19 protein-coding genes are annotated in these 20,808 nt (G+C 49.4%); 12 read left to right on the top strand and 7 right to left on the bottom strand.

From position 1 onward, the window contains the following. Positions 1-118: 118 nt before the first annotated feature. Positions 119-1,255 (bottom strand): 3-phenylpropionate MFS transporter, encoded by a 1,137-nt coding sequence (locus tag M988_RS05560; protein ID WP_064573208.1) that lies wholly within the window; start codon positions 1,253-1,255, stop codon positions 119-121. Between the two features lie 305 nt (positions 1,256-1,560). Here M988_RS05560 and M988_RS22955 point away from each other — a divergent pair, with 305 nt between their 5' ends. After that, positions 1,561-1,722 (top strand): hypothetical protein, encoded by a 162-nt coding sequence (locus tag M988_RS22955; protein WP_008814220.1) that lies wholly within the window; start codon positions 1,561-1,563, stop codon positions 1,720-1,722. 22 nt (positions 1,723-1,744) lie between these two features. Here the strand turns inward: M988_RS22955 and M988_RS05555 are convergent, their stop codons facing one another. Then, a complete protein-coding gene (locus tag M988_RS05555; RefSeq protein WP_020303634.1) occupies positions 1,745-2,545 on the bottom strand; it encodes a CDP-diacylglycerol diphosphatase in 801 nt (266 codons plus the stop codon). A 1-nt stretch (position 2,546) separates the two neighbouring features. Continuing rightward, a complete protein-coding gene (gene queE, locus M988_RS05550) occupies positions 2,547-3,218 on the bottom strand; it encodes a 7-carboxy-7-deazaguanine synthase QueE (protein ID WP_008814222.1) in 672 nt (223 codons plus the stop codon). A 269-nt stretch (positions 3,219-3,487) separates the two neighbouring features. On the opposite strand from queE, the gene hutI reads away from it, so the two are divergent. From hutI to M988_RS05520, 6 genes are all read left to right on the top strand, one after another. Continuing rightward, entirely contained in the window at positions 3,488-4,735 is a 1,248-nt protein-coding gene (gene hutI / locus M988_RS05545; RefSeq protein ID WP_064573206.1) for an imidazolonepropionase, read from the top strand. Further along, positions 4,732-5,685, top strand: a complete 954-nt coding sequence (gene hutG / locus M988_RS05540; RefSeq protein WP_039188558.1) for a formimidoylglutamase — start codon at positions 4,732-4,734, stop codon at positions 5,683-5,685. The genes hutI and hutG overlap by 4 nt, the downstream gene beginning before the upstream one ends. Positions 5,686-5,697: 12 nt before the next feature. Next, positions 5,698-6,432, top strand: coding sequence for a histidine utilization transcriptional repressor HutC (hutC, locus tag M988_RS05535; protein WP_008814225.1), 735 nt, complete (start codon positions 5,698-5,700; stop codon positions 6,430-6,432). After that, complete coding sequence (locus M988_RS05530) at positions 6,429-7,028, top strand: HutD/Ves family protein (RefSeq protein WP_039188556.1); 600 nt, start codon at positions 6,429-6,431, stop codon at positions 7,026-7,028. Before hutC ends, M988_RS05530 begins: the two co-directional genes overlap by 4 nt. 137 nt (positions 7,029-7,165) lie before the next feature. Next, positions 7,166-8,083 carry an SPFH domain-containing protein gene (locus M988_RS05525; protein WP_004091802.1) on the top strand — a complete coding sequence of 306 codons (918 nt, stop codon included), beginning with the start codon at positions 7,166-7,168 and terminating at the stop codon, positions 8,081-8,083. Further along, the gene (locus M988_RS05520; protein ID WP_008814227.1) at positions 8,083-8,541 is read left to right on the top strand and encodes an NfeD family protein; all 459 of its coding nucleotides are present in this window, start codon (positions 8,083-8,085) and stop codon (positions 8,539-8,541) included. Before M988_RS05525 ends, M988_RS05520 begins: the two co-directional genes overlap by 1 nt. 118 nt (positions 8,542-8,659) lie before the next feature. On the opposite strand, the gene cueR is transcribed toward M988_RS05520, so the two are convergent. Further along, a complete protein-coding gene (gene cueR / locus M988_RS05515; protein ID WP_008814228.1) occupies positions 8,660-9,064 on the bottom strand; it encodes a Cu(I)-responsive transcriptional regulator in 405 nt (134 codons plus the stop codon). 125 nt (positions 9,065-9,189) lie between these two features. Here cueR and copA point away from each other — a divergent pair, with 125 nt between their 5' ends. From copA to ybaK, 3 genes are all read left to right on the top strand, one after another. Then, positions 9,190-11,949 carry a copper-exporting P-type ATPase CopA gene (copA, locus tag M988_RS05510; RefSeq protein ID WP_064573204.1) on the top strand — a complete coding sequence of 920 codons (2,760 nt, stop codon included), beginning with the start codon at positions 9,190-9,192 and terminating at the stop codon, positions 11,947-11,949. A 107-nt stretch (positions 11,950-12,056) separates the two neighbouring features. Beyond that, positions 12,057-12,869 (top strand): TraB/GumN family protein, encoded by an 813-nt coding sequence (locus M988_RS05505; protein WP_061059725.1) that lies wholly within the window; start codon positions 12,057-12,059, stop codon positions 12,867-12,869. Positions 12,870-13,199: 330 nt separating this feature from the next. Then, on the top strand, positions 13,200-13,679 hold the full coding sequence (gene ybaK, locus M988_RS05500) for a Cys-tRNA(Pro)/Cys-tRNA(Cys) deacylase YbaK (RefSeq protein ID WP_008814231.1): 480 nt from the start codon (positions 13,200-13,202) through the stop codon (positions 13,677-13,679). Between the two features lie 41 nt (positions 13,680-13,720). Here ybaK and M988_RS05495 read toward each other — a convergent pair whose 3' ends face one another. From M988_RS05495 to ushA, 3 genes are all read right to left on the bottom strand, one after another. Next, entirely contained in the window at positions 13,721-14,440 is a 720-nt protein-coding gene (locus M988_RS05495; protein WP_004091793.1) for an acid phosphatase, read from the bottom strand. 213 nt (positions 14,441-14,653) lie between these two features. Next, positions 14,654-14,866 carry a transcription antiterminator/RNA stability regulator CspE gene (cspE, locus tag M988_RS05490; RefSeq protein ID WP_004091792.1) on the bottom strand — a complete coding sequence of 71 codons (213 nt, stop codon included), beginning with the start codon at positions 14,864-14,866 and terminating at the stop codon, positions 14,654-14,656. Between the two features lie 359 nt (positions 14,867-15,225). After that, positions 15,226-16,878: a bifunctional UDP-sugar hydrolase/5'-nucleotidase UshA gene (gene ushA, locus M988_RS05485; RefSeq protein ID WP_064573202.1), complete on the bottom strand. Its 1,653-nt coding sequence runs from the start codon at positions 16,876-16,878 to the stop codon at positions 15,226-15,228. Positions 16,879-17,203: 325 nt separating this feature from the next. Between ushA and M988_RS05480 the strand changes: the two genes are divergently transcribed. Together M988_RS05480 and ybaL are read left to right on the top strand one after the other, a co-directional pair. Further along, positions 17,204-18,427, top strand: a complete 1,224-nt coding sequence (locus M988_RS05480; protein WP_008814233.1) for an MFS transporter — start codon at positions 17,204-17,206, stop codon at positions 18,425-18,427. A gap of 501 nt (positions 18,428-18,928) precedes the next feature. Beyond that, a complete protein-coding gene (gene ybaL, locus M988_RS05475) occupies positions 18,929-20,626 on the top strand; it encodes a YbaL family putative K(+) efflux transporter (RefSeq protein WP_008814234.1) in 1,698 nt (565 codons plus the stop codon). Positions 20,627-20,808: the final 182 nt, after the last annotated feature.

Here is a 20,808-nt window from a genome sequence, read left to right as displayed (position 1 = left end):
TTATGTGATATTCGATGCTTTAGGCGTACGAAACTTTACCCAGTTCTCATGTAAATTCCGGTGCATAAGGCGTCCGAAACCTCACCGCCCACAAAGATGATCTTTCCCTAAAAGACCTTCACTGTACCTTCGGCCTAAAGAAAATCACTGGCAATACCACCAGCGCCATCGCGTAGAACATTCCCCCCTGATAATGCTCAAATAGGAAACCTGATAGCATCGTCATTATCGCCACGCTTCCTCCCATTCCCAGCGCCGAATAAACCGCCTGTAGACGAATAACATCGCCGCCCTGCCGCGCTGAAATAAAACGCATCGCCGCAAGATGGCAAACAGTGAAAGATCCAGCATGCAAAATCTGAATCAAAATCAGCCAAGGTAAGGCGGTGGTTGACCCCATCAAGCTCCAGCGAATCACCGCGCAAATGCACGATAACAGCAGCAGCTGAGAAACTGACATACGACGAAATAATCGTTTACTCAGAGCAAAAATGATCACTTCAGCCACGACGCCGAGCGACCAGAGATAGCCCACTACCGATGCTGAATAACCAGCTTCCTGCCAATAGATAGTGCTAAATCCATAGTAGCCCGCATGAGCGCCCTGTAATAAAGCCGCGCACAACAAAAAACGCCATACCGGCGCTTCTGTTAATAAAATCTTCCACGGAGTGGTATCATCTTGCACTGCACTCGCTTTCGGCGCGTCTTGCGGCATATGGCGCGGACGTAGCAGCATTCCAAGCAGCATGGCGACCAGCCCCGCCCACAGGCAATACATAATCGCTTTATGGCCAAACGCATTCACCACTTCGCCGGTTACCGCAGAGCCAATCACAAAAGCCATCGAGCCCCATAACCGGACTTTTCCATAATCCAAACCAACCTGACGCTGCCATGTGGCGGCTAAGGCATCGGTTAAAGGGATCAGCGGGCCATAGAAAAGACTAAATCCGGCCATCACGACCAGCAGCCAAGCCCAAGCGGTCCCAAATGAGAAGGCGATAGAGCAAATTAAGGCAAGGAGAGCAATTAGACGAAGTGCAGTAATAAGTTGAGAGGTTTTTTTAACCGAGGGAGCAATAAACAAACTACCGAGAAAACGGGCTATCATCCCAGCGCCTAGCAATAGGCCAATCGACTCTGGTGAAATTCCCTCGCCTTGTAACCACAGGCTCCAGAACGGCAAAAATATGCCAAAAGAGAAAAAATAGGTGAAATAACTCAGTCCTAACCAACCCGCAGACGGCAACATTTTTCCTCCTTAATTTTAAACGCGTTACTTTGACAGAGGCCTTCTATGCTGGCAATCAATATCGTCGGAAAATCAATTAGAAACCCCATATCCCCACTGATGCCGACGGGTCGTATTCAAAATATTCTGAAGATTTTTAATTTCCATCAGTGGATTGGCTTACTATTTGATTGCAAACGATATACGACGCTGAAACCGTTTAATCTTTTGTGAGATGCGGATCTAAAATTAGGATTTGATTGATTCCATCTACGCCAAGGCTAGCTAACATAGGCACCCCCGTACTTTGACTAGGACGATGACGAGTGACCCATTCCACTTCGTTAGAAAATATTGATGCACTCAAGGCTGAAATCAATCAGGAACTTTCCATGATGGAATTTGACTTAAAACTGCAAATTTCGCACGATGTTTTAGCCACCTATTCGGAAAAAGAATCCGAAGAAACTCTTGAAGCCACGGCTTGAATCACGCAAATCTTTCCCCGGTTCACTGAGCCGGGATTGCCTGCAGCAGCTCACAGCGTTTATCCAATAACGACTCCACTGAAGCCCGATTGCGCTCCCCCATCCCTACCCGCGTTGCCAGCAAAATAAATCCGGGCTGCGTATCAAAGGTTGTGGGTACGATAGCAACACCGTAATAAGCCAATTGTTCTGGCGTAAGGTTAAACGGCTCGGCCAATGAACGAATCGGATATACCCCCATCAACGTCGGCTGAACGACGCGTTTGGCGTAAAATGCATGACGCAGCAACGTATCCGGTAATAAAGTCCACTGTTCGCGAATAAAGGGTCTTTCCGCTTTGAGCTGGCGACGCACATCTTCGCGCAGACAGGTGAGATGAATATGAAGCTGATTCTGACTGCGCCCATAGGCTGAATTTAGCGCCAGCCCCAACACATCGTCCGGTATCGGCTTGCCATATTCGTAGGCTAAACGGTGGCGCATCGTCCACGCAAGACCAAAATAGTCGGGCGTATCCTTCTCTAACAGCGCGGAGCTTTCAATTCCGCTCATTCGTGTATTAGGCACTAAAATAAAATGGTAATGAAAACGGGGATTTTGAATCACGGTGAAACCGTGCTGTAGATCTTGAGTTGGAGTGTAGATCTGAGTGCAAGGCGCGGGATCGTGTTTTTGCTGATAATTCACCCGACATACTTTATCAACTACGCCCCATAAGGCATCGGACTTGGCGCAGCCGCTGAGCAAAAACACCAATATTAGCGGTGCGATACTAAAAATCGTTCGATACACATTTAGCGTCGCACCTCTAAACATCAGCATACTAAGCGATATTCAAATACTTATGGGTTTGCATCGATAAACGCCAGTTACGCGCAATGCAGGTTTCAATGCACAGCTTGGTAGCACTCTCTTTTTGGCTAATCGGTTGAAGCGCAATAATACGTTGCTTATCATCGTGCAACACCGCCAGTAGAGTATCTAAATCTTCAATATCTCGCTCGCGAGCCACGGGGTGTTTCACCTCATCGGCACGTATCAAAGCAGATTCCAACACCTTCATGCCGCCCTTCATATTCACCTTTGGCGACACAGTGACCCAAGTGGCGTCTGAACAACGAATTTCATGTGTACCACTGGTTTCTATCTGGCACGAGAAGCCATGCTGGTTCAGTAATTCCGTTAACGGGCGTAAATCATGAATACACGGCTCACCGCCGGTAATCACTACATGGCGCGCGGTATAACCACGTTCGTGCAGGATCGCCAAAAGTTGGTCAGGCGTGGCACTCCCCCATGCATCGCTCTCTGCGGTCTTGATCAGAATCTCATTCATGCCGATTTCGCGCTCAGGCAACTGTTCCCACGTATGCTTGGTATCACACCAGCTACACCCGACTGGACAGCCTTGCAGGCGAATAAAAATAGCCGGAACACCGGTGTAAAAACCTTCCCCTTGCAGGGTCTGGAACAATTCATTTATCGGATACGACATGACACTCTCATTATTAACAAAATCTTCTCACCCTATACCCCAAACAGTTGGCGCTGCAGCTAACGCAGAAGCAGCTTCAAGTATGGGAGGTAACAAAAAAGCTGCCCATATTGTCGCAGATTTGTCTCTGCTTAGCCAAACCACACCGCACGCCGTCAACTCTGCGTATACAAGTCACAATTAGATAACATTTCAATCAAAAACGTTTGACACCCTTCGCGCTTTCGAAAATAAATGTATATACAACTCTATACCACTTTGGGGACGTAATGAATTTATTGGCTTCGGACGTTATTTGGCGCAACGGGCGCTTAGCAACCATGAGCACACAACAAAAAGCGCCCTATGGGATTATCGAGCGTCATGCGCTGATCGTGCGCGATAAACATATTATAGCCGTGATCCCTGAAGATCAGATTCCAGCAAAGCATCCGCTTCAGGTGGATTTACAACATCGGCTAGTGACCCCCGGACTTATCGACTGCCATACACACCTTGTTTTCGGTGGCGATCGTGCCTATGAATGGGAACAACGTCTGAATGGGGTTTCCTATACGGAAATCAGCCAAAACGGCGGCGGGATCAATGCTACCGTTCGAGCCACCCGCGAAGCTTCACCGGACACGCTACTCACCCTCAGCCAGCAACGCCTGCGTGCATTGATGGATGAAGGGGTAACAACGGTAGAAATCAAATCGGGCTACGGGCTGGATTTAATTAACGAAGAAAAACAGCTACGCGTAGCGCAGCAGTTAGCGCGGCAAAATGCCGTAGATATCAGTCCTACGCTGCTTTCTGCTCATACGACACCACCGGAATACCGCGGACGCGCCGACGCCTATATTGATCTCATCTGCGAAGAAATTCTGCCTCAGCTATGGGACAAAAAACTCTTTGAGTCGGTTGATGTGTTCTGTGAAAGCGTAGGTTTCTCACTGGCACAAAGTGAAAAACTGTTTGCCGCCGCCCATCGTTTGGGCATTCCCGTTCGCGGTCATATGGAACAACTCTCCAATCTTGGCGGCAGTCAACTGGTCGCTAGCTATCGTGGGCTTTCAACCGACCATATTGAACACCTTGATGAAACGGGAATTCAGGCTCTGGCACACAGTCAAACCGTCGCCGTGCTGCTGCCTGGCGCATTCTATTTCCTGCGAGAAACCCAGCGTCCACCGGTTGAAATGCTACGCCAATATCATGTTCCTATGGCGGTCGCCAGTGATTTCAACCCCGGAACCAGCCCTTTTGCGTCTCTGCGTCTCGCCATGAATATGGCCTGCGTACAGTTTGGACTCACGCCAGAAGAAGCTTGGCTTGGCGTAACTCGTCACGCCGCTCAGGCGCTGAACCGCCAACACAGTCACGGGCAACTTGCTGCCGGTTTTCAGGCTAATTTCGCCGTGTGGGATGCAGAAAAGCCAGTGGAAATTATTTACGAGCTGGGGAGAAACCCTCTGTATCAGCGAGTTTATCAAGGTCACCCAACTGCAAAAAAACCTAACGAGGACGCACAATGAGCCATTGGCAACCCACGGCCACTGACGTGTGGCAAGGTCGTAACGATTTGGCGGAGTCTCCTGAAGCACTGCGCTTATTTCAGGTGGTTGGGCAACAAGATGAGCCAAGGCCGGTCGTTTTGCTGGGCTTCGCCTGCGATGAAGGGGTAAAACGAAACCACGGCCGTATTGGTGCCGCCGCCGCTCCCGATGCACTGCGTAAAATGCTGGCGAACCTCGCGGCTCATGCTGGACACCATCGTTTAACCGACGGCGGCACGCTGATGGTGGGAGAAACACCGCTGGAAGAAGCGCAGGAAACATTCAGCCAAGGCGTAACAGCCTACCAACAGCGCGGCGTGCGCACATTAGTCTTCGGCGGAGGACATGAAACCGCCTTCGCTCACGGTTTAGGGATCTATCGTGCTCATCCCAACAAAACCGTAGGCATTATTAATTTCGACGCCCATCTGGATTTGCGCCGCAATGACGTCGCCACGTCCGGTACCCCGTTCCGCCAGTTGGCACAGCACTGTGAACAGCACCAGAAACCATTCCACTATTTATGCGTGGGAGCCAGCTTAGCCGCCAATACGCAAGCGCTGGTCAATGAGGCTCATCGGTTAAAGGTTGAGATCGTTTGGGATACGGATGCGCTAACCCGAACGCTTGACGATCTCTGCGATCAGATCCGCACGTTTATGGGAAAATGTGAGATCGTTTATCTCACCGTCGATCTCGATGTATTACCCGCATGGCAAATGCCTGGGGTTTCAGCCCCAGCTGCGGTAGGTTTACCCATTGAGCGCCTGTTGCCGCTAATTGGTGCAATATGTGAAAGTCCCTCATTGTGGGGAGCTGATCTGGTGGAATACAATCCGTCATTGGATCCACTACAGTCGGGTGCGCGGACGGCGGCGCGAATCGCGTGGCAAATCCTACATCAATGGAACATAGGCGAGCGCCCATAAGGAATATTATCCATGACACTTTCCGCTGATTTATCAACTTTATCCACGCCTGCGCCTTTGTATGAGCAGGTCAAAAAAATGATCACCGATAACATCAGTAATGGAACTTGGCCGCCAAACCATCGTATTCCTTCAGAGGCCGAGCTGGTTGCTCATCTGGGGTTCAGCCGAATGACCATCAACCGCGCACTGCGTGAACTGACTCATCAAGGATTGCTGATCCGTATGCAGGGCGTCGGTACTTTTGTAGCTGAACCCAAAGGGCAATCTGCACTGTTCGAAGTACACAGCATCCGCGACGAAATTCTGGCACGTAATCACCGTCATCACTGCAAAATTATCTTGCTGGCCGAAGCACAGGCCAACAGCGAACAGGCCGCTGCGCTCAACCTTGGCGTGGGCTCCAAGCTCTTTCACTCAATCATTGTGCATTACGAAAACGATACACCGGTGCAAATTGAAAACCGCTACGTGAATCCCGTCGTTGCACCGGATTATCTTCAACAAGATTTTCAAAAGATTACGCCGCATGACTACTTATCCCGCGTTGCGCCACTCACGGAAGGCGAACATATCGTTGAAGCGGTATTGCCCTCCGCCGAAGAAAGCCAGTGGCTACATATCCATGCCAGCGAGCCTTGCCTATTGATCGAACGCCGAACTTGGTCTAAACATCATAATGTTACCTATGCAAAATTGCTGTTTCCCGGAACTCGGCATCGCTTAAAAGGACATTTCACCTCATGAATCAATGGCAGATCCTACGATGGGCTGATTATCATTCGATGCCCTGGAAAAATGGACAAGGCGTTACACAGGAAATCATGCGCGTGGATTCGCCCAACGGGCGGGACTTTCGCTGGCGTCTTTCCATGGCAGAAGTCACCACCGATGGTGATTTCTCTCGTTATACCGGCTATCAACGCATCCTTTCCATTTTGGAAGGTGAAGGTTTGCAACTCAAAATAGATGGCCGCATCGAACCTCCATTGTTGATCTGCGGAATTCAGCGTTTTTCCGGCGATAGTCGCGTCAGCAGCACGCTACTGAATGGGAAAGTGCGCGATCTTAACTTGATTTATGACCCACGCTATTACGGTGCTCGACTACAGTGGGTGACGACCAGCCCCAACATGCCTCCCCTACGCTGCCACGCGAGCACCATTATTTTATTTTGTCACGACGGCGAAATTTCTCTTACCCCTGTAGGGGGCGGCAAATCTATTACTCTTAATAAATACGACAGCGCGGTGCTCGTCACGCCAAGACCGCAAACCCATACCGTTGAACTCGACGGCCATGGGCATCTCGGTGTGTTTGAACTGACAGGGTTCGATCAATAAAACAAACGATGCTGAGAATGCGCTTAAGCATCTCTTATTTATTCTTTCCGCCTGTTAAACATGTCAGTCTGCCGCACGATTGGTTAAACTATAACTAATCGAGTGGTATGTAGCTGCTCATTAACAGGAGGTTATCGATGTTTACCGTTATTCCCGTCTTAGTGGTTGTTGCGTTGGTCATCGTTTGGTCAGGGATTAAGATCGTGCCGCAAGGCTTCCAATGGACCGTTGAACGCTTTGGCCGCTATACCAAAACATTAATGCCAGGCCTGAATCTCATCGTCCCCTTTATGGATCGCGTTGGTCGCAAGATCAACATGATGGAACAGGTTCTGGATATTCCTGCCCAAGAGATCATTTCGAAAGATAACGCCAACGTCACTATTGACGCCGTCTGTTTTATTCAGGTTATCGATCCAGCGCGTGCCGCCTATGAAGTCAGCAATCTAGAGCGCGCCATCGTCAATTTGACCATGACAAATTTTCGAACGGTCTTAGGGTCAATGGAACTGGACGAAATGCTGTCTCAGCGCGATCACATCAATGGCCGTTTGCTGCATATTGTGGATGAAGCGACTAATCCTTGGGGCGTTAAAGTTACCCGTATCGAGATCCGCGACGTACGCCCACCGGTTGAACTGGTTGCGTCCATGAATGCCCAGATGAAGGCAGAACGTACTAAACGTGCCGATATTCTGGAGGCCGAAGGGGTACGTCAGGCAGCCATTTTACGCGCCGAAGGTGAAAAGCAATCTCAAATTCTGAAAGCGGAAGGTGAACGCCAGTCTGCATTCCTACAGGCAGAAGCACGTGAGCGTGCCGCAGAAGCGGAAGCTCAGGCGACGAAAATGGTTTCTGAGGCAATTGCCGCCGGTAACATTCAGGCGATTAACTATTTCGTGGCACAGAAATACACCGATGCGCTACAAAAAATTGGATCTGCCACCAACAGCAAAGTCATCATGATGCCATTGGAGGCCAGCAATCTGATGGGCTCAATCGGCGGTATTGCTGAACTGCTTAAAGAAACTGGTCCGGTTAAAGGCAAATCATAATGGTCGAATACATTGCCCAAAATCCGCATGGCTTCTGGCTGTCGCTGGGTGGTGTGCTGTTAGCAGCCGAATTACTTGGGGCGGGCGGATACCTGCTGTGGAGCGGGATCTCTGCCCTGATAGTCGGTTTGTTGACATGGATTTTTCCCTTCGGTTGGGAGTGGCAGGCAACGCTGTTCGCTATTCTCACCGTCGCAACCGCTTTTCTTTGGTGGCGCTGGCTCAAGCGTAGCCAACCAGAATCGAAAAACAACGACGACTTGCTCAATCAGCGTAGCCGACAGCTCATTGGCGCCCGTGCAACGTTAGAAGCGCCTATTGTTAATGGCAATGGACGTATTCGGATTGGCGACAGCAGTTGGCGAGTGACCTGTTATCAGGATTTGCCGACAGGCACCGTCGTTGAAGTCGCGGATGTTGAAGGGATTACCCTGAAAGTCAAAGCCATTAGGTCATAACATGCTAATTTTGGCGGCGATTTGATATTTCCGCCAAAAATCTGAGTGACGCCGTTAGCAAAGACGTAATTACAGCGATAGCACTGGAATACCACAATGCTGTTTACCGCGGTACTATTTACTTACCGCGATGGCAGCATCCCGCCAGATTATTAATAATCGGACAATCGGCGCTATCATCGCCGGGGCACTCATCGGCCAGCGACATTAAACGTAACCGCATTGCCTGTAACTCTTCAATCTGATGCTCTATTTCAGCCACTTTTTCTAACGTACGGCTTTTAACATCGGCACTATGACGGCTTTTATCTCGAAAGAGATCGACCAAATCGCGACATTCTTCTAGCGTAAACCCCACTTGACGAGCCTGACGCAACAAAGTGAGCTCTTCAATATGCTTTTCGGCGTAAAAACGGTAGCCGTTATCCGCCCTATTTGGCGCAGTCACCAGCCCCTTCTCCTCATAAAACCGGATAGTTTTACTGGTGAGTCCCGTTTTCTTGGCAACTTCACTAATATTCATTTTTCCTCCCGCTTGACCTTACCCTTGCTGGAAGGTTTAAGCTTAGTCCAAGTGAAAAATAGCATGTCATTCACCGGTCGGCCAACATCCTTGGATTGAACGGTAATACTCAAGAGGAATTCATTATGTCACAAACACAGCTGTTCGCACTGCAAGGCTTGTCCTGCATGAACTGTGCGAAAAAAGTAAAAACTGCGCTAGAGGCGCGCCCTGACGTTGAAGTCGCTCTGTTGAATAATCCGCGTTACGCTAAAGTCACCGGCGACGCCGATGCCCAGACCATCGTCTCAACCGTTGAACAGGCGGGTTATCATGCAACGCTGGCGGGCACACCAGACGTTACGCTAGCGTTAAGCGGTCTGAGCTGTGGGCATTGCACCGCCAGCGTAACCAAAGCGTTGGAAGCCGTAGCAGGCGTTGATGCTGCCGATGTGTCTCTGACTGAAGCTAAGATCTATGGCTCTGCCGACGCCACTGTGCTGATCGAAGCAGTCAAAGCGGCTGGCTATGAAGCCGCTCTAGCCCAAGGTGAAAGCCACCCAAAAACTGAGCCGCTGACACAGTCTGCATCTAACAGCACGACAGCAACACAAGCGCCGGAAACTCTGGCAGCGGCTGAAACATCATCTCCGGCCATCCCTAGCACTGCGGATACCCTCGCAGACACCGATGACAGCGTCCAATTGCTGCTCGATGGCATGAGCTGTGCCAGCTGTGTTCTGAAAGTACAGAATGCTTTACAAGGGGTTCCCGGCGTAGAGCAAGCGCGAGTTAACCTTGCCGAACGCAGTGCATTAGTCACAGGACATAGCGATCCGCAGGCGCTGATTCAGGCAGTTGAAAAAGCGGGTTACGGCGCCGAAATCATTCAAGATGAAGAAAAGCGCCGCGCACGCCAGCAAGAGTCCGCTGAGAAATCGGTGAAGAAATTCCGTTGGCAGGCGGCGTTAGGTTTAGGCCTTGGTGTTCCGCTGATGGCGTGGGGTTTATTCGGTGGTTCAATGGAACTGACGGCGACCAACCAAAATAATTGGTTGATCGTTGGCCTGATTACGCTTGGCGTCATGGTATTTGCTGGGGGGCATTTCTACCGTAACGCATGGCGTAGCCTAATGAACGGCAGTGCGACAATGGATACCTTAGTGGCATTGGGTACCGGCGCCGCTTGGCTGTATTCCATCACCGTAACCCTGTGGCCACAGGTGTTTCCGATGGAAGCACGTCATCTCTATTATGAAGCCAGTGCGATGATCATCGGTTTGATTAACCTTGGTCACGCCATGGAAGCCCGTGCTCGCCAACGTTCGAGCAAAGCGCTTGAACGTTTGCTGGATTTAACTCCGCCAACCGCTCGCGTCGTCACCGAAGAGGGAGAGAAAACCCTCCCGCTGGCGGATGTTAAGCTAGGAATGACACTTCGCCTAACCACCGGCGATCGTGTGCCGGTTGATGGTGAGATCATCTCCGGAGAAGTGTGGATGGATGAAGCCATGCTTACCGGAGAACCCATCCCACAGCAGAAATCCACCGGCGATCAGGTTCATGCGGGTACCGTGGTACAAGATGGTAGCGTGCTGTTTCGCGCAGGTGCCATCGGCAGCCAAACCACGCTGGCGCGCATCATCAAACTGGTTCGTCAGGCGCAAAGCAGCAAGCCTGAGATTGGCCAGTTGGCTGACCGTATTTCAGCGGTGTTTGTTCCTACCGTCGTCGGGATTGCTATCTTCAGCGGTCTGATCTGGTACTTCTTTGGTCCACAACCACAGATTGTGTACACCTTAGTAGTTGCAACGACGGTGCTGATCATTGCCTGCCCTTGCGCACTAGGTTTAGCGACACCTATGTCGATTATTGCCGGCGTAGGACGCGCAGCAGAGTTTGGCGTATTGGTGCGTGATGCAGATGCGTTGCAGCGCGCCAGCGAGCTCGATACCTTGGTATTCGACAAAACCGGTACGTTGACCGAAGGACAACCAAAAGTCGTTGAAATTCATACGTTCAACGATGTCAGTGAAGCTCAGGCATTGCAATGGGCTGCTGCGCTGGAAGCGGGCTCAAACCATCCTTTGGCACGTGCCATCACAGAACGTGCAGAACGTTTGGTCATTCCAGATGTGACGCAGTTCCGCACCTTGCGCGGTTTAGGCGTAAGCGGAGACGTCGAGGGCTATACGCTTCTGCTGGGGAATGATTCGCTGATGGAACAACAGAAAGTGGATATCAGCGACGTGAAGGCGCTACTGAAACAGCAGGCCGAGCGTGGAATTACGCCCGTATTATTATCAGCAAACGGTAAGCCCGCGGCGCTGCTTTCCATTCGAGATCCCCTGAGAGGCGACAGTGTCGAAGCACTACAGCGTTTACACGGGCTGGGCTATCAGTTGGTCATGTTGACCGGCGATAACCCGCTAACCGCCAACGCCATTGCCAAAGAGGCTGGCATTGACCGAGTCATCGCAGGTGTGATGCCAGAAGGCAAAGCGGATGCAATTAAAGCCTTGCAGTCCAAAGGACATAAAGTTGCGATGGTTGGCGACGGTATCAACGACGCCCCTGCTCTGGCACAGGCGGATGTGGGTATAGCCATGGGAGGAGGTAGCGATATCGCCATTGAAACGGCTGCTATTACTCTGATGCGTCACAGTCTGACCGGTGTGGCTGACGCGATTGAAATCTCCTGCGCGACACTGCGCAATATGAAACAAAACCTGCTCGGTGCCTTTGTGTATAACTCACTGGGGATCCCGATTGCTGCAGGTGTGCTCTACCCGCTCACAGGAACACTGCTTAGTCCAGTGGTCGCTGGTGCAGCAATGGCGCTGTCATCCATTACCGTAGTCAGCAACGCCAACCGTTTATTGCGCTTTAAGCCCAAATCTAAATAAAGGCTAAATCGACACCAAACGCGACAAAAAGCATCGAGATTTCGGTGCTTTTTTTTTGCCTTTGCCTGCACACTGCACGTAGCATAGAAAAAAAGGAAAGGTGATCAATGAAACACTGGCTGCGTAAACTTGCTCTCTGGTTGGGAATTGTCCCCACGACGACCTATGCCTATCCTGCGCTGGATATCCACTTGCAAGGCGGCGTAAACCTGCATCTGGTGGGAAGCATCCATATGGGTACCGAAAACATGTCCCCTCTCCCCGATGCGCTAATTCAACGGCTAAAACAGGCGGATGCGTTAATCGTTGAAGCCGATATCACCCGCTCCTCCCCCTCTTTTGAAACTCCTGAGACAGAAACCCCGTTGGAGTTTCACCTCTCTCACGAACAATGGTTACAGGTGCAACAGCGCTGTCAAGAAACGGGAATTCCGGTGAGCGCCGTTCAGTATTTTCCCGCCTGGCGCACCGCGTTGACCTTACAGGCACAGCAGGCTCATCAGTTAGGTCTACGCTCTGAATATGGCATCGACTATCAGATGCTGCGTTTTGCACAGCAACGTTCACTCCACGTCATCGAACTTGAGGGAGCTGATACGCAAATGGCGTTACTGCACGCATTACCCAATAATGGGATCGTGCTACTGCAAGACACCCTGACACATTGGCATACCAACGCACGCTTGCTGCAAACGCTGATTAGCGGATGGATATCGCCGACGGAGTCGATCTCAACCACCGATCTACCCTCCACTTTCAGCGATGAGCTTTATCAAGTATTAATGGGCGATCGCAATCAAAAATGGCAAAAAATGCTGCTGGCACTCCCTGCAGGAAACTATGTGGTCGCCGTTGGCGCTTTACATCTCTACAGCGAAGGCAACCTGCCAGAACTCCTCGCGCCCTATACCGCACATTAGGCGAAAAAAATGGCCAATATTTCTATTGGCCAGTCAAAGAGGAATTTCATTATTATCGTTATGCTACAAAGATAGACGTTCTGTTTACCCTCGTAGTTGCCAGCATAGGGTAGCAATGCCGCTGTGATTCTGGCAATAGTTATTCTGTGGATGCTGTAGCCAACAAACATTTAGCGCACGAATAAATAAGCAACCGAACCTGACGTTGATGAATAACAGCGTTATCATTGTGCTCATTGTCATGTTGCATACACAGAGTTCGAGTTTGCATAGGTTCGCTAACCCCACAAAGATGCAGCTTAAAGTATGATGGATTTAGAGGTTTAAATAATGACTCCCGCTGTTCTTCTGCTTGAAAAAAATAAAGTGCCTTTTACCCTCCACCAATACCATCACGACAGCGACGAAACCAATTTCGGCGATGAAGTCGTTCGTAAGCTAGGTTTAAACGCCGAGCAGGTTTATAAAACCCTGCTGGTTTCCCTTAACGGAGACGCTAAAAATTTGGCCGTTGCGGTAACCCCTGTGGCTTCAATGCTTGATTTAAAAAAAGTGGCCAAAGCATTCGCCGCCAAAAAAGCGGATATGGCCGATCCACAGTTGGCACAGCGCGTTACCGGTTATCTGGTGGGAGGTATTAGTCCACTAGGGCAAAAGAAACGCCTACCCACCGTTATCGACAGCGGTGCGCAGCAATTTGATTCGATTTATGTATCCGGCGGAAAACGGGGGCTTGATATTGAACTCTCAGCGCAAGACCTTAGCCGTATGACTAACGCCAGCTTTGCCGAAATTGCGAAACGAGATTGACGAGTTCTGTTTATCAGAACCCGTCAACATTGAGTTTTCACTCAATGAGCTTGGTTTAACTTCTGCACTTCAGCTTTAGCCTTCGCTAACTGCGCTTCAAAGGCGGGGTTATTGTGTAAGGATGCAACCACGGCGCTGCCGACGACACGGGCAGCGTCTACGTCACTTTGCCAATGATAGCCACAGATAACGCGGCTCTGCCCAAGATCATAACCTCGTTTGAGGATTTCATTCTGTCGAGCAGGATTCACTTCAGCCAGCACCAGCGCCACTGACCAGCCAATAGTGGTATGACCCGAAGGGTATGAACCGTTGGTTGACAGCTCTTTCTCATCTTCTGGGCGACAGGTTGCTTCTTTATAGAAAGCAAAGGGACGTACGCGGTTATAATGTTGCTTGGCTGAACGCGTCGCATACTCGCCCGCATCCTCTTTCATCGTCGTAATCAGAGTGAAGGTTTCAGGGGTTTTTTCTTTCGAAATTGGGAAACCAAAGGCCGTGGAGAAATTTCGCGCCAAGCTATCTTTAGAAACATCGGCGTCATCATACGCCTGCTTTCCACGCTCTGTGCTGCGCTGTGCCTTCCCTTCATCATAGTGAGCTTTGTCACTCAGGAAATCGATGCTGGTGTAAGCGGGTGGTGGAGGCAGCAGCTTTAAGCTGTCGGGTGCTTGTTCATATTTAAGATAATGATCGTCGGCAGCCATGCCATAACCAGAGACTAATAAACCAACTAACGTTGCTAAAACTATTTTCTTCATCGGTGTGTTTCCTCCTATCTGGCATCTTAAATGCTCTGATCGTTGCCAACCGTGACAGGGATAACATTTGCCTAATGAATGCTAATAGTTATTTGATAATTAAAATAAAAACGGCGCAACGTTGAAAAACACCGCGGATAAAAATGCAAAAACCCGCACTAGGCGGGTTCTTGATATGCAGTCACTTAGCGTTTCTGCATGCGTTATTGGCTATTACAGCGCAACAACGTTTACTGCTGATGGACCTTTAGCGCCGTTCTCGATAGAGAACTCAACTTTTTGGCCTTCATCAAGAGTTTTGAAATCATTGCTCTGGATTGCAGAGAAATGTACGAATACATCTTTGCTGCCATCTTCAGGAGAGATGAAACCGAAACCTTTACCAGCGTCAAACCATTTTACTAAACCAGTCATTTTATTAGACATAGATACTTCCTTTAATTATTTTTTGAGCCATCAGCGATTTTAAAAGTCACTTGGCGAATGTGGTCGTCTTCAGAGAGTTACTTATTGAAAAGTTCTTATTTGGCACTTAGGAGAAGACTCACAAGAAGAAGAGGTATCTATGCGGATAGCGCTTGAACTGAGGACTGCTTTACTAAAACTGCGTTCATAAGGTCTGTGTTTCAAACCGATGACGCTATTTACTCATACCTGACCTAAGTTATCAAGAATTATTTTCAAATAATAATTTCTCTCATCTAGACGGCTAGACTGGTGGAAGTTTAGGTGGGCCATATTTGGCGTTGACGGAGAGCAAAACCTACCCTCCGTCATACACGACTTTACTGATAGACAATCTCGCCTTTCGGCTCATAGTCTGACACTTTGAGCGGAGAGTGCTTTTCGATGTACTGCTTTAACACCTCTGCGTCCACAAACCCTGTATTCACATAGCTTGGCAGCTCACTGACGATCGGATAATCGTCACCACCCGTGGCGTTAAAATTGAGCAGCGCCAAACGGTAGACTTTGTCAGCCTGTAATGGCTCTCCTTTAATTTTCACATCGCTAACGCCCTTTCCATCCGCGATTAAGCTCACGTTTGAGAATTGAGCATAAGCGCCAGAATCCACTTTTTTATTGGCAACCACGGCGAGATATTTTTCGAGATCGCTACCTTTCATCTCCACATACGCCACGGTGTTGCCAAACGGCTGCACTTTCAACACATCTTTGTAGCTGATATCTCCCGGTTCGATAGAGTCTCGCACGCCACCGCCGCTCATAACGCCCAGATCGGCCTGAGTGCGCTCCATCTGTGCCGCTAGCAGCAAGCGCGCCATATTGGTTTGTTCAAAGCGAACTTTGCTGCGATCGCCCTCTAATTTTCCATCCACGCTACCGACTTTAACTTCCAACTGTGCTTTGCCCTTCTCTTCAAACGGCGTCAACAGCTTAAGCATTTGTGGGTTTTGCTCGATTTTATGGGTGTAATATGCACGCTCAACGGTACCATCATCTTTGGTCACTTTTTTGCTGAGGTTCACGGGAATAAGCTGGTAGTGTTGCAGCGTCAGCGCGCCGTTTCGGAAGGTAAAATCAGCGCGACCAACATATTTGCCCCATTCATGCGCCTGCACGATCCAAGTACCATTCTGGCGATCGGGGGCACATGGTGTCCCTGGCACATAATCAACCTGCTTTTTATTCTCTGACGCCATGCACACCGGATCTTGTGAATGGCCGCCAACAATCATGTCCAGATATCCCGCGGGGAGCTTGCGCGCCATTTCAACGTCGCCGGGTGCATTGGAACCATGCTCGCCGTTATCATAGTGCCCCATATGGGTGGCCGCGATGATCACATCCGGTTTTTCGTTTTGTTTGATCTGCTGGATCAGCGTCTTAGCTTCCACTGCCGGATCACGGAATTCGATCCCTTTTAATAATTCAGGGTTGCCGATCTTCGCGGTGTCATCGGTGGTTAAACCAATCACTGCAATTTTAATATCCTGCTTATCGAAAACTTCGTAAGGCTGAAATAACCGTTTTTCAGTGCCTTGCTGGTAAATATTGGCTGAAAGCAAAGGAAAGGTCGCCCACTTTTCCTGCTGACGTAAAACAGATAACGGGTTGTCAAACTCATGGTTACCAATCGCCATCGCATCATAGCCAACTAGATTCATGCCGCGGAAATCAGGCTCTGCATCCTGTAAATCTGATTCGGGAACGCCAGTATTGATATCACCACCGGAGAGCAACAATACGCTACCGCCTTGCGCCGCAACCTCTTGGCGTATCTGATCCACCAGCGTTTTCTGCGCAGCTAACCCATATTCTCCGTTAGCATTTTGCCAAAAGTGGCCATGGTGATCGTTGGTATGCAGAATTGTGATGTTATAGGTTTTGTCTTTTTCCCATGCGGCAGCCCACGTCGGCACCAGTGCGAGCGTTACCGCTAAAGCGCATGCCGTTCCTTTTAGAGCAAATTTCATACGGGTTCTCCGTGTCGTCATATTCATCATCCCATTACCGTTCTAGTTATTATGCTTATTCGATTTAAATCACTGCGTTGAATGATCAGTCTAAAATTCTAACGGCTAATTTGTCGGATCATTTCATTTTTTTGCGAGCACTTTCAAATTACAGCCCACATTTGCCAGCAATGGCGAACAAATAACCGACGAGAAGATAAAAACAACGGTTGACCAAGAATGATAAACTTTGTCATTGTTAGCGTGATGACTATCTCTATTTATCAGCCTGCACATAACCTGTACATAAATAGCTCCTTAACCAACAACATAACAAAAATACACTATGACTGACCGCATCGATCCGGTGTCCGATTCCGTGACACAAAAGCCCGTCAATCGCACCTCGTTCTCCATTCTGGGTGCTATCAGCGTGTCACATCTGCTGAACGATATGATCCAATCGCTAATTTTAGCGATCTACCCTATTTTACGCGGGGAGTTTTCACTTAGTTTTGCGCAGATAGGCCTCATCACCCTAACCTATCAGCTCACGGCCTCATTGCTGCAACCGCTCATCGGTATGTATACCGATAAACACCCTAAACCCTATTCTTTACCGATAGGCATGGGATTCACGTTGGCTGGGCTTTTACTGTTATCGGTTGCACCTAGCTTTAGCGTGGTACTTATTGCCGCTGCGCTGGTGGGGACGGGCTCGTCAATCTTCCATCCCGAATCTTCACGCGTTGCACGTATGGCCTCCGGTGGTCGTCATGGTCTGGCACAATCGGTATTTCAGGTTGGTGGCAACTTTGGTAGCTCGTTGGGGCCTTTGCTGGCGGCGGCGGTTATTGCGCCTTACGGTCAGGGAAATATCGCCTGGTTTTCTCTGGCAGCACTGCTCGCTATCGTTGTACTACTGCAGGTGAGCAAGTGGTATCAGCATCAAACGCGTCAAAGCAAAGGTAAGCCTAAAGGCCAAGGGGCGGTAAAAGTGCTGCCACGCCGCACCGTGGTTATCTCTCTATCGATACTGCTCGTACTCATTTTTTCAAAATACTTCTATCTCACCAGCATTAGCAGCTATTACACCTTTTATCTTATTCATAAGTTTGGTGTTTCAGTACAAAGTGCACAGATTCATTTGTTTGCATTCCTGTTTGCTGTCGCCGCCGGAACCATTATTGGCGGGCCTTTAGGCGATAAGATAGGACGTAAATATGTTATTTGGGGCTCAATTCTGGGTGTCGCACCGTTTACGCTCGCTTTACCCTACGCTTCACTATACTGGACGGGCATTTTAACCGTCATTATCGGCGTTATATTGGCTTCGGCATTTTCCGCCATCTTGGTTTACGCACAAGAGCTCATCCCAGGCAAAGTCGGCATGGTTTCTGGCCTATTCTTTGGTTTTGCCTTTGGTATGGGAGGCTTGGGAGCCGCTGTCCTTGGCTATGTCGCCGATCTCACCAGCATCGATTTGGTTTATCAGATTTGTGCATTCCTGCCATTACTCGGCATCTTGACTGCTTTACTGCCGAACATAGAGCATAAAGACGCTAACTAGCCTTAATAACCCGACTTATTCTGTAGGATTGGTCGGGTTATCCTCTTCCCAAAGCCGCGTACCACATGAACTTGCCTGACAAAACCTTCATTTACTGCCATTCGCACGTTTTTTTTCTAATTTCTGACTGATTTCCCAAAATTAACTCAGCAGAATATCGATAAATACAATAAACTTATTAGAGATACCTATTGATTTCACGAAGCAAAAGCACCACTAAAGGTACTGCTGCGTGAGAAATTGCGGTTTTAGTACCCCAATAATTAGAGTTGCGTCGCAAAAACCTGAGTCTTATGAGCCGTTTTTGTATCGTTGCCGACTGGACGAAGCCTTGCCGTACGCCAGCTTAGTTTCGTAAGGAACGAGCACTGCTAACACAGATGCTGCTTCAAGTATGACGGGTATACACACATTAATTGAAACTGTAGCCATGAAACGGCTTCAAGTTAAAAAAGGTATTTTTATTATTTAGCTGTTCGTGCAGTGCTAGAAGGAGTCTAGATGCATCACTCAACCCCGCTTATTACGACAATCGTTGGAGGCTTAGTTCTCGCCTTTCTTTTAGGTATGCTGGCAAATCGTCTGCGAATATCTCCATTAGTGGGCTATTTGGTCGCAGGCGTACTTGCTGGCCCGTTTACACCCGGCTTCGTGGCTGATACCTCACTCGCCCCAGAGCTGGCCGAAATTGGCGTTATCTTGCTGATGTTCGGTGTTGGTCTGCACTTCTCTCTAAAAGATTTAATGGCGGTTAAAAACATCGCGATACCCGGCGCTATTGCACAAATCGCTGTGGCGACATTGCTGGGTATGGGACTTTCGTCGTTATTAGGTTGGGATTTAGTCACTGGCTTAGTTTTTGGCCTGTGTTTATCCACCGCGAGTACCGTGGTATTGCTGCGCGCTTTGGAAGAGCGGCAGCTAATTGATAGCCAACGTGGTCAAATCGCCATTGGCTGGCTGATCGTAGAAGATCTGGCAATGGTGCTAACACTGGTTCTTTTACCTGCTTTCGCCGGAATTATGGGCGAAGGGCAAAATATGCAGTTAAAAGACCTACTGATTGAGCTTGGCATCACGCTGGGTAAAGTCATCGCCTTTATCACCATCATGATCGTGGTGGGACGCCGTTTGGTACCTTGGATTTTAGCCAAAACTGCCAGTACAGGCTCACGCGAGTTGTTTACCCTTTCCGTTCTCGCATTAGCCATGGGCGTCGCCTACGGTGCCGTCGCAATCTTTGACGTCTCTTTCGCACTTGGCGCCTTCTTTGCCGGCATGGTACTTAACGAATCAGAGCTTAGCCACCGAGCTGCTCACGATACATTGCCACTGCGAGATGCATTTGCAGTGCTGTTCTTTGTTTCAGTAGGGATGTTATTTGACCCAATGATTTTGGTCGAACAACCCCTCGCTGTACTGGGCTGCTTAGCAATCATTGTATTTGGTAAGTCCGTTGCGGCATTCCTGCTAGTGAAGATGTTTGGTCACTCTAAACGTACTGCGCTAACGGTTTCCGTCAGTCTGGCTCAGATTGGTGAGTTCGCCTTTATTTTGGCTGGTTTGGGGATTTCCCTGAATATGCTATCACCGGAAGGTCGTAATCTAGTGCTCGCAGGGGCTATCCTGTCCATCATGATTAACCCGCTCCTATTTACTCTACTAGAGCGTTATCTGGCCAAAACGGAAACTATCGAAGACCAGAGCCTGCAAGAAGTCACTGAGGAAGAAGAGAAACAGATCCCAGTTGACCTCTGTAACCATGTACTTCTGGTTGGCTACGGGCGTGTAGGCAGCCTTATCGGCGCTAAACTGCATGACGCAGGCGTTCCACTGGTGGTTATTGAGAACTCCCGACCACGCGTTGAGGCGCTTCGTGAGCAAGGTATTCATGCGGTACTGGGTAATGCAGCGAATCCCGAAATGTTGGAGCTAGCGAGAATTGATTGTGCACGCTGGCTGCTACTCACCATTCCAAACGGCTATGAAGCCGGTGAGATTGTCGCCTTTGCCCGCACCAAGCGAGACTCTCTGGATATTATCGCCCGAGCGCACTACGACGATGAAGTCGCCTATATTTCAGACCGCGGTGCGAATCAGGTGGTGATGGGTGAACGTGAGATCGCCAACAGTATGTTGGAATTGCTGCAGGTCGATAAGATGACGGATGAGGATAAGATGCAGGGGTGTGCAATATAATATTACGGCTGCCGCTTTCAGATTATTCATGTTGAATGGTGTAGAGTTGTACACATAAGTTTACGGTGTAGATTTCGTACGCCTAAGACACCGAAACCGACATGCACTCCGTGCAGGCGTCCGAGCAAGGCGGCTCAATCGCCGCCGCCTTGCATCCGGGCTTGGCACCGTCCTTCAGCCTG

It is taken from the genome of Hafnia paralvei ATCC 29927, from assembly GCF_001655005.1.
Taxonomy (GTDB): Bacteria; Pseudomonadota; Gammaproteobacteria; order Enterobacterales; family Enterobacteriaceae; genus Hafnia; species Hafnia paralvei.
This window is presented reverse-complemented; position numbering and strand designations above follow the sequence as displayed.

What these genes read in the sequence shown, in the direction of transcription:
- ybaK (WP_008814231.1), top strand. Translation starts at nt 13,200, where the DNA reads ATGACTCCCGCTGTTCTTCTGCTTGAAAAAAATAAAGTGCCTTTTACC.
- hutI (WP_064573206.1), top strand. Translation starts at nt 3,488, where the DNA reads ATGAATTTATTGGCTTCGGACGTTATTTGGCGCAACGGGCGCTTAGCA.
- cueR (WP_008814228.1), bottom strand. Translation starts at nt 9,064, where the DNA reads ATGAATATTAGTGAAGTTGCCAAGAAAACGGGACTCACCAGTAAAACT.
- M988_RS05560 (WP_064573208.1), bottom strand. Translation starts at nt 1,255, where the DNA reads ATGTTGCCGTCTGCGGGTTGGTTAGGACTGAGTTATTTCACCTATTTT.
- M988_RS05480 (WP_008814233.1), top strand. Translation starts at nt 17,204, where the DNA reads ATGACTGACCGCATCGATCCGGTGTCCGATTCCGTGACACAAAAGCCC.
- ybaL (WP_008814234.1), top strand. Translation starts at nt 18,929, where the DNA reads ATGCATCACTCAACCCCGCTTATTACGACAATCGTTGGAGGCTTAGTT.
- M988_RS05495 (WP_004091793.1), bottom strand. Translation starts at nt 14,440, where the DNA reads ATGAAGAAAATAGTTTTAGCAACGTTAGTTGGTTTATTAGTCTCTGGT.
- M988_RS05530 (WP_039188556.1), top strand. Translation starts at nt 6,429, where the DNA reads ATGAATCAATGGCAGATCCTACGATGGGCTGATTATCATTCGATGCCC.
- hutG (WP_039188558.1), top strand. Translation starts at nt 4,732, where the DNA reads ATGAGCCATTGGCAACCCACGGCCACTGACGTGTGGCAAGGTCGTAAC.
- M988_RS05520 (WP_008814227.1), top strand. Translation starts at nt 8,083, where the DNA reads ATGGTCGAATACATTGCCCAAAATCCGCATGGCTTCTGGCTGTCGCTG.
- queE (WP_008814222.1), bottom strand. Translation starts at nt 3,218, where the DNA reads ATGTCGTATCCGATAAATGAATTGTTCCAGACCCTGCAAGGGGAAGGT.
- M988_RS05525 (WP_004091802.1), top strand. Translation starts at nt 7,166, where the DNA reads ATGTTTACCGTTATTCCCGTCTTAGTGGTTGTTGCGTTGGTCATCGTT.
- hutC (WP_008814225.1), top strand. Translation starts at nt 5,698, where the DNA reads ATGACACTTTCCGCTGATTTATCAACTTTATCCACGCCTGCGCCTTTG.
- M988_RS05555 (WP_020303634.1), bottom strand. Translation starts at nt 2,545, where the DNA reads ATGCTGATGTTTAGAGGTGCGACGCTAAATGTGTATCGAACGATTTTT.
- M988_RS05505 (WP_061059725.1), top strand. Translation starts at nt 12,057, where the DNA reads ATGAAACACTGGCTGCGTAAACTTGCTCTCTGGTTGGGAATTGTCCCC.
- ushA (WP_064573202.1), bottom strand. Translation starts at nt 16,878, where the DNA reads ATGAAATTTGCTCTAAAAGGAACGGCATGCGCTTTAGCGGTAACGCTC.
- cspE (WP_004091792.1), bottom strand. Translation starts at nt 14,866, where the DNA reads ATGTCTAATAAAATGACTGGTTTAGTAAAATGGTTTGACGCTGGTAAA.
- copA (WP_064573204.1), top strand. Translation starts at nt 9,190, where the DNA reads ATGTCACAAACACAGCTGTTCGCACTGCAAGGCTTGTCCTGCATGAAC.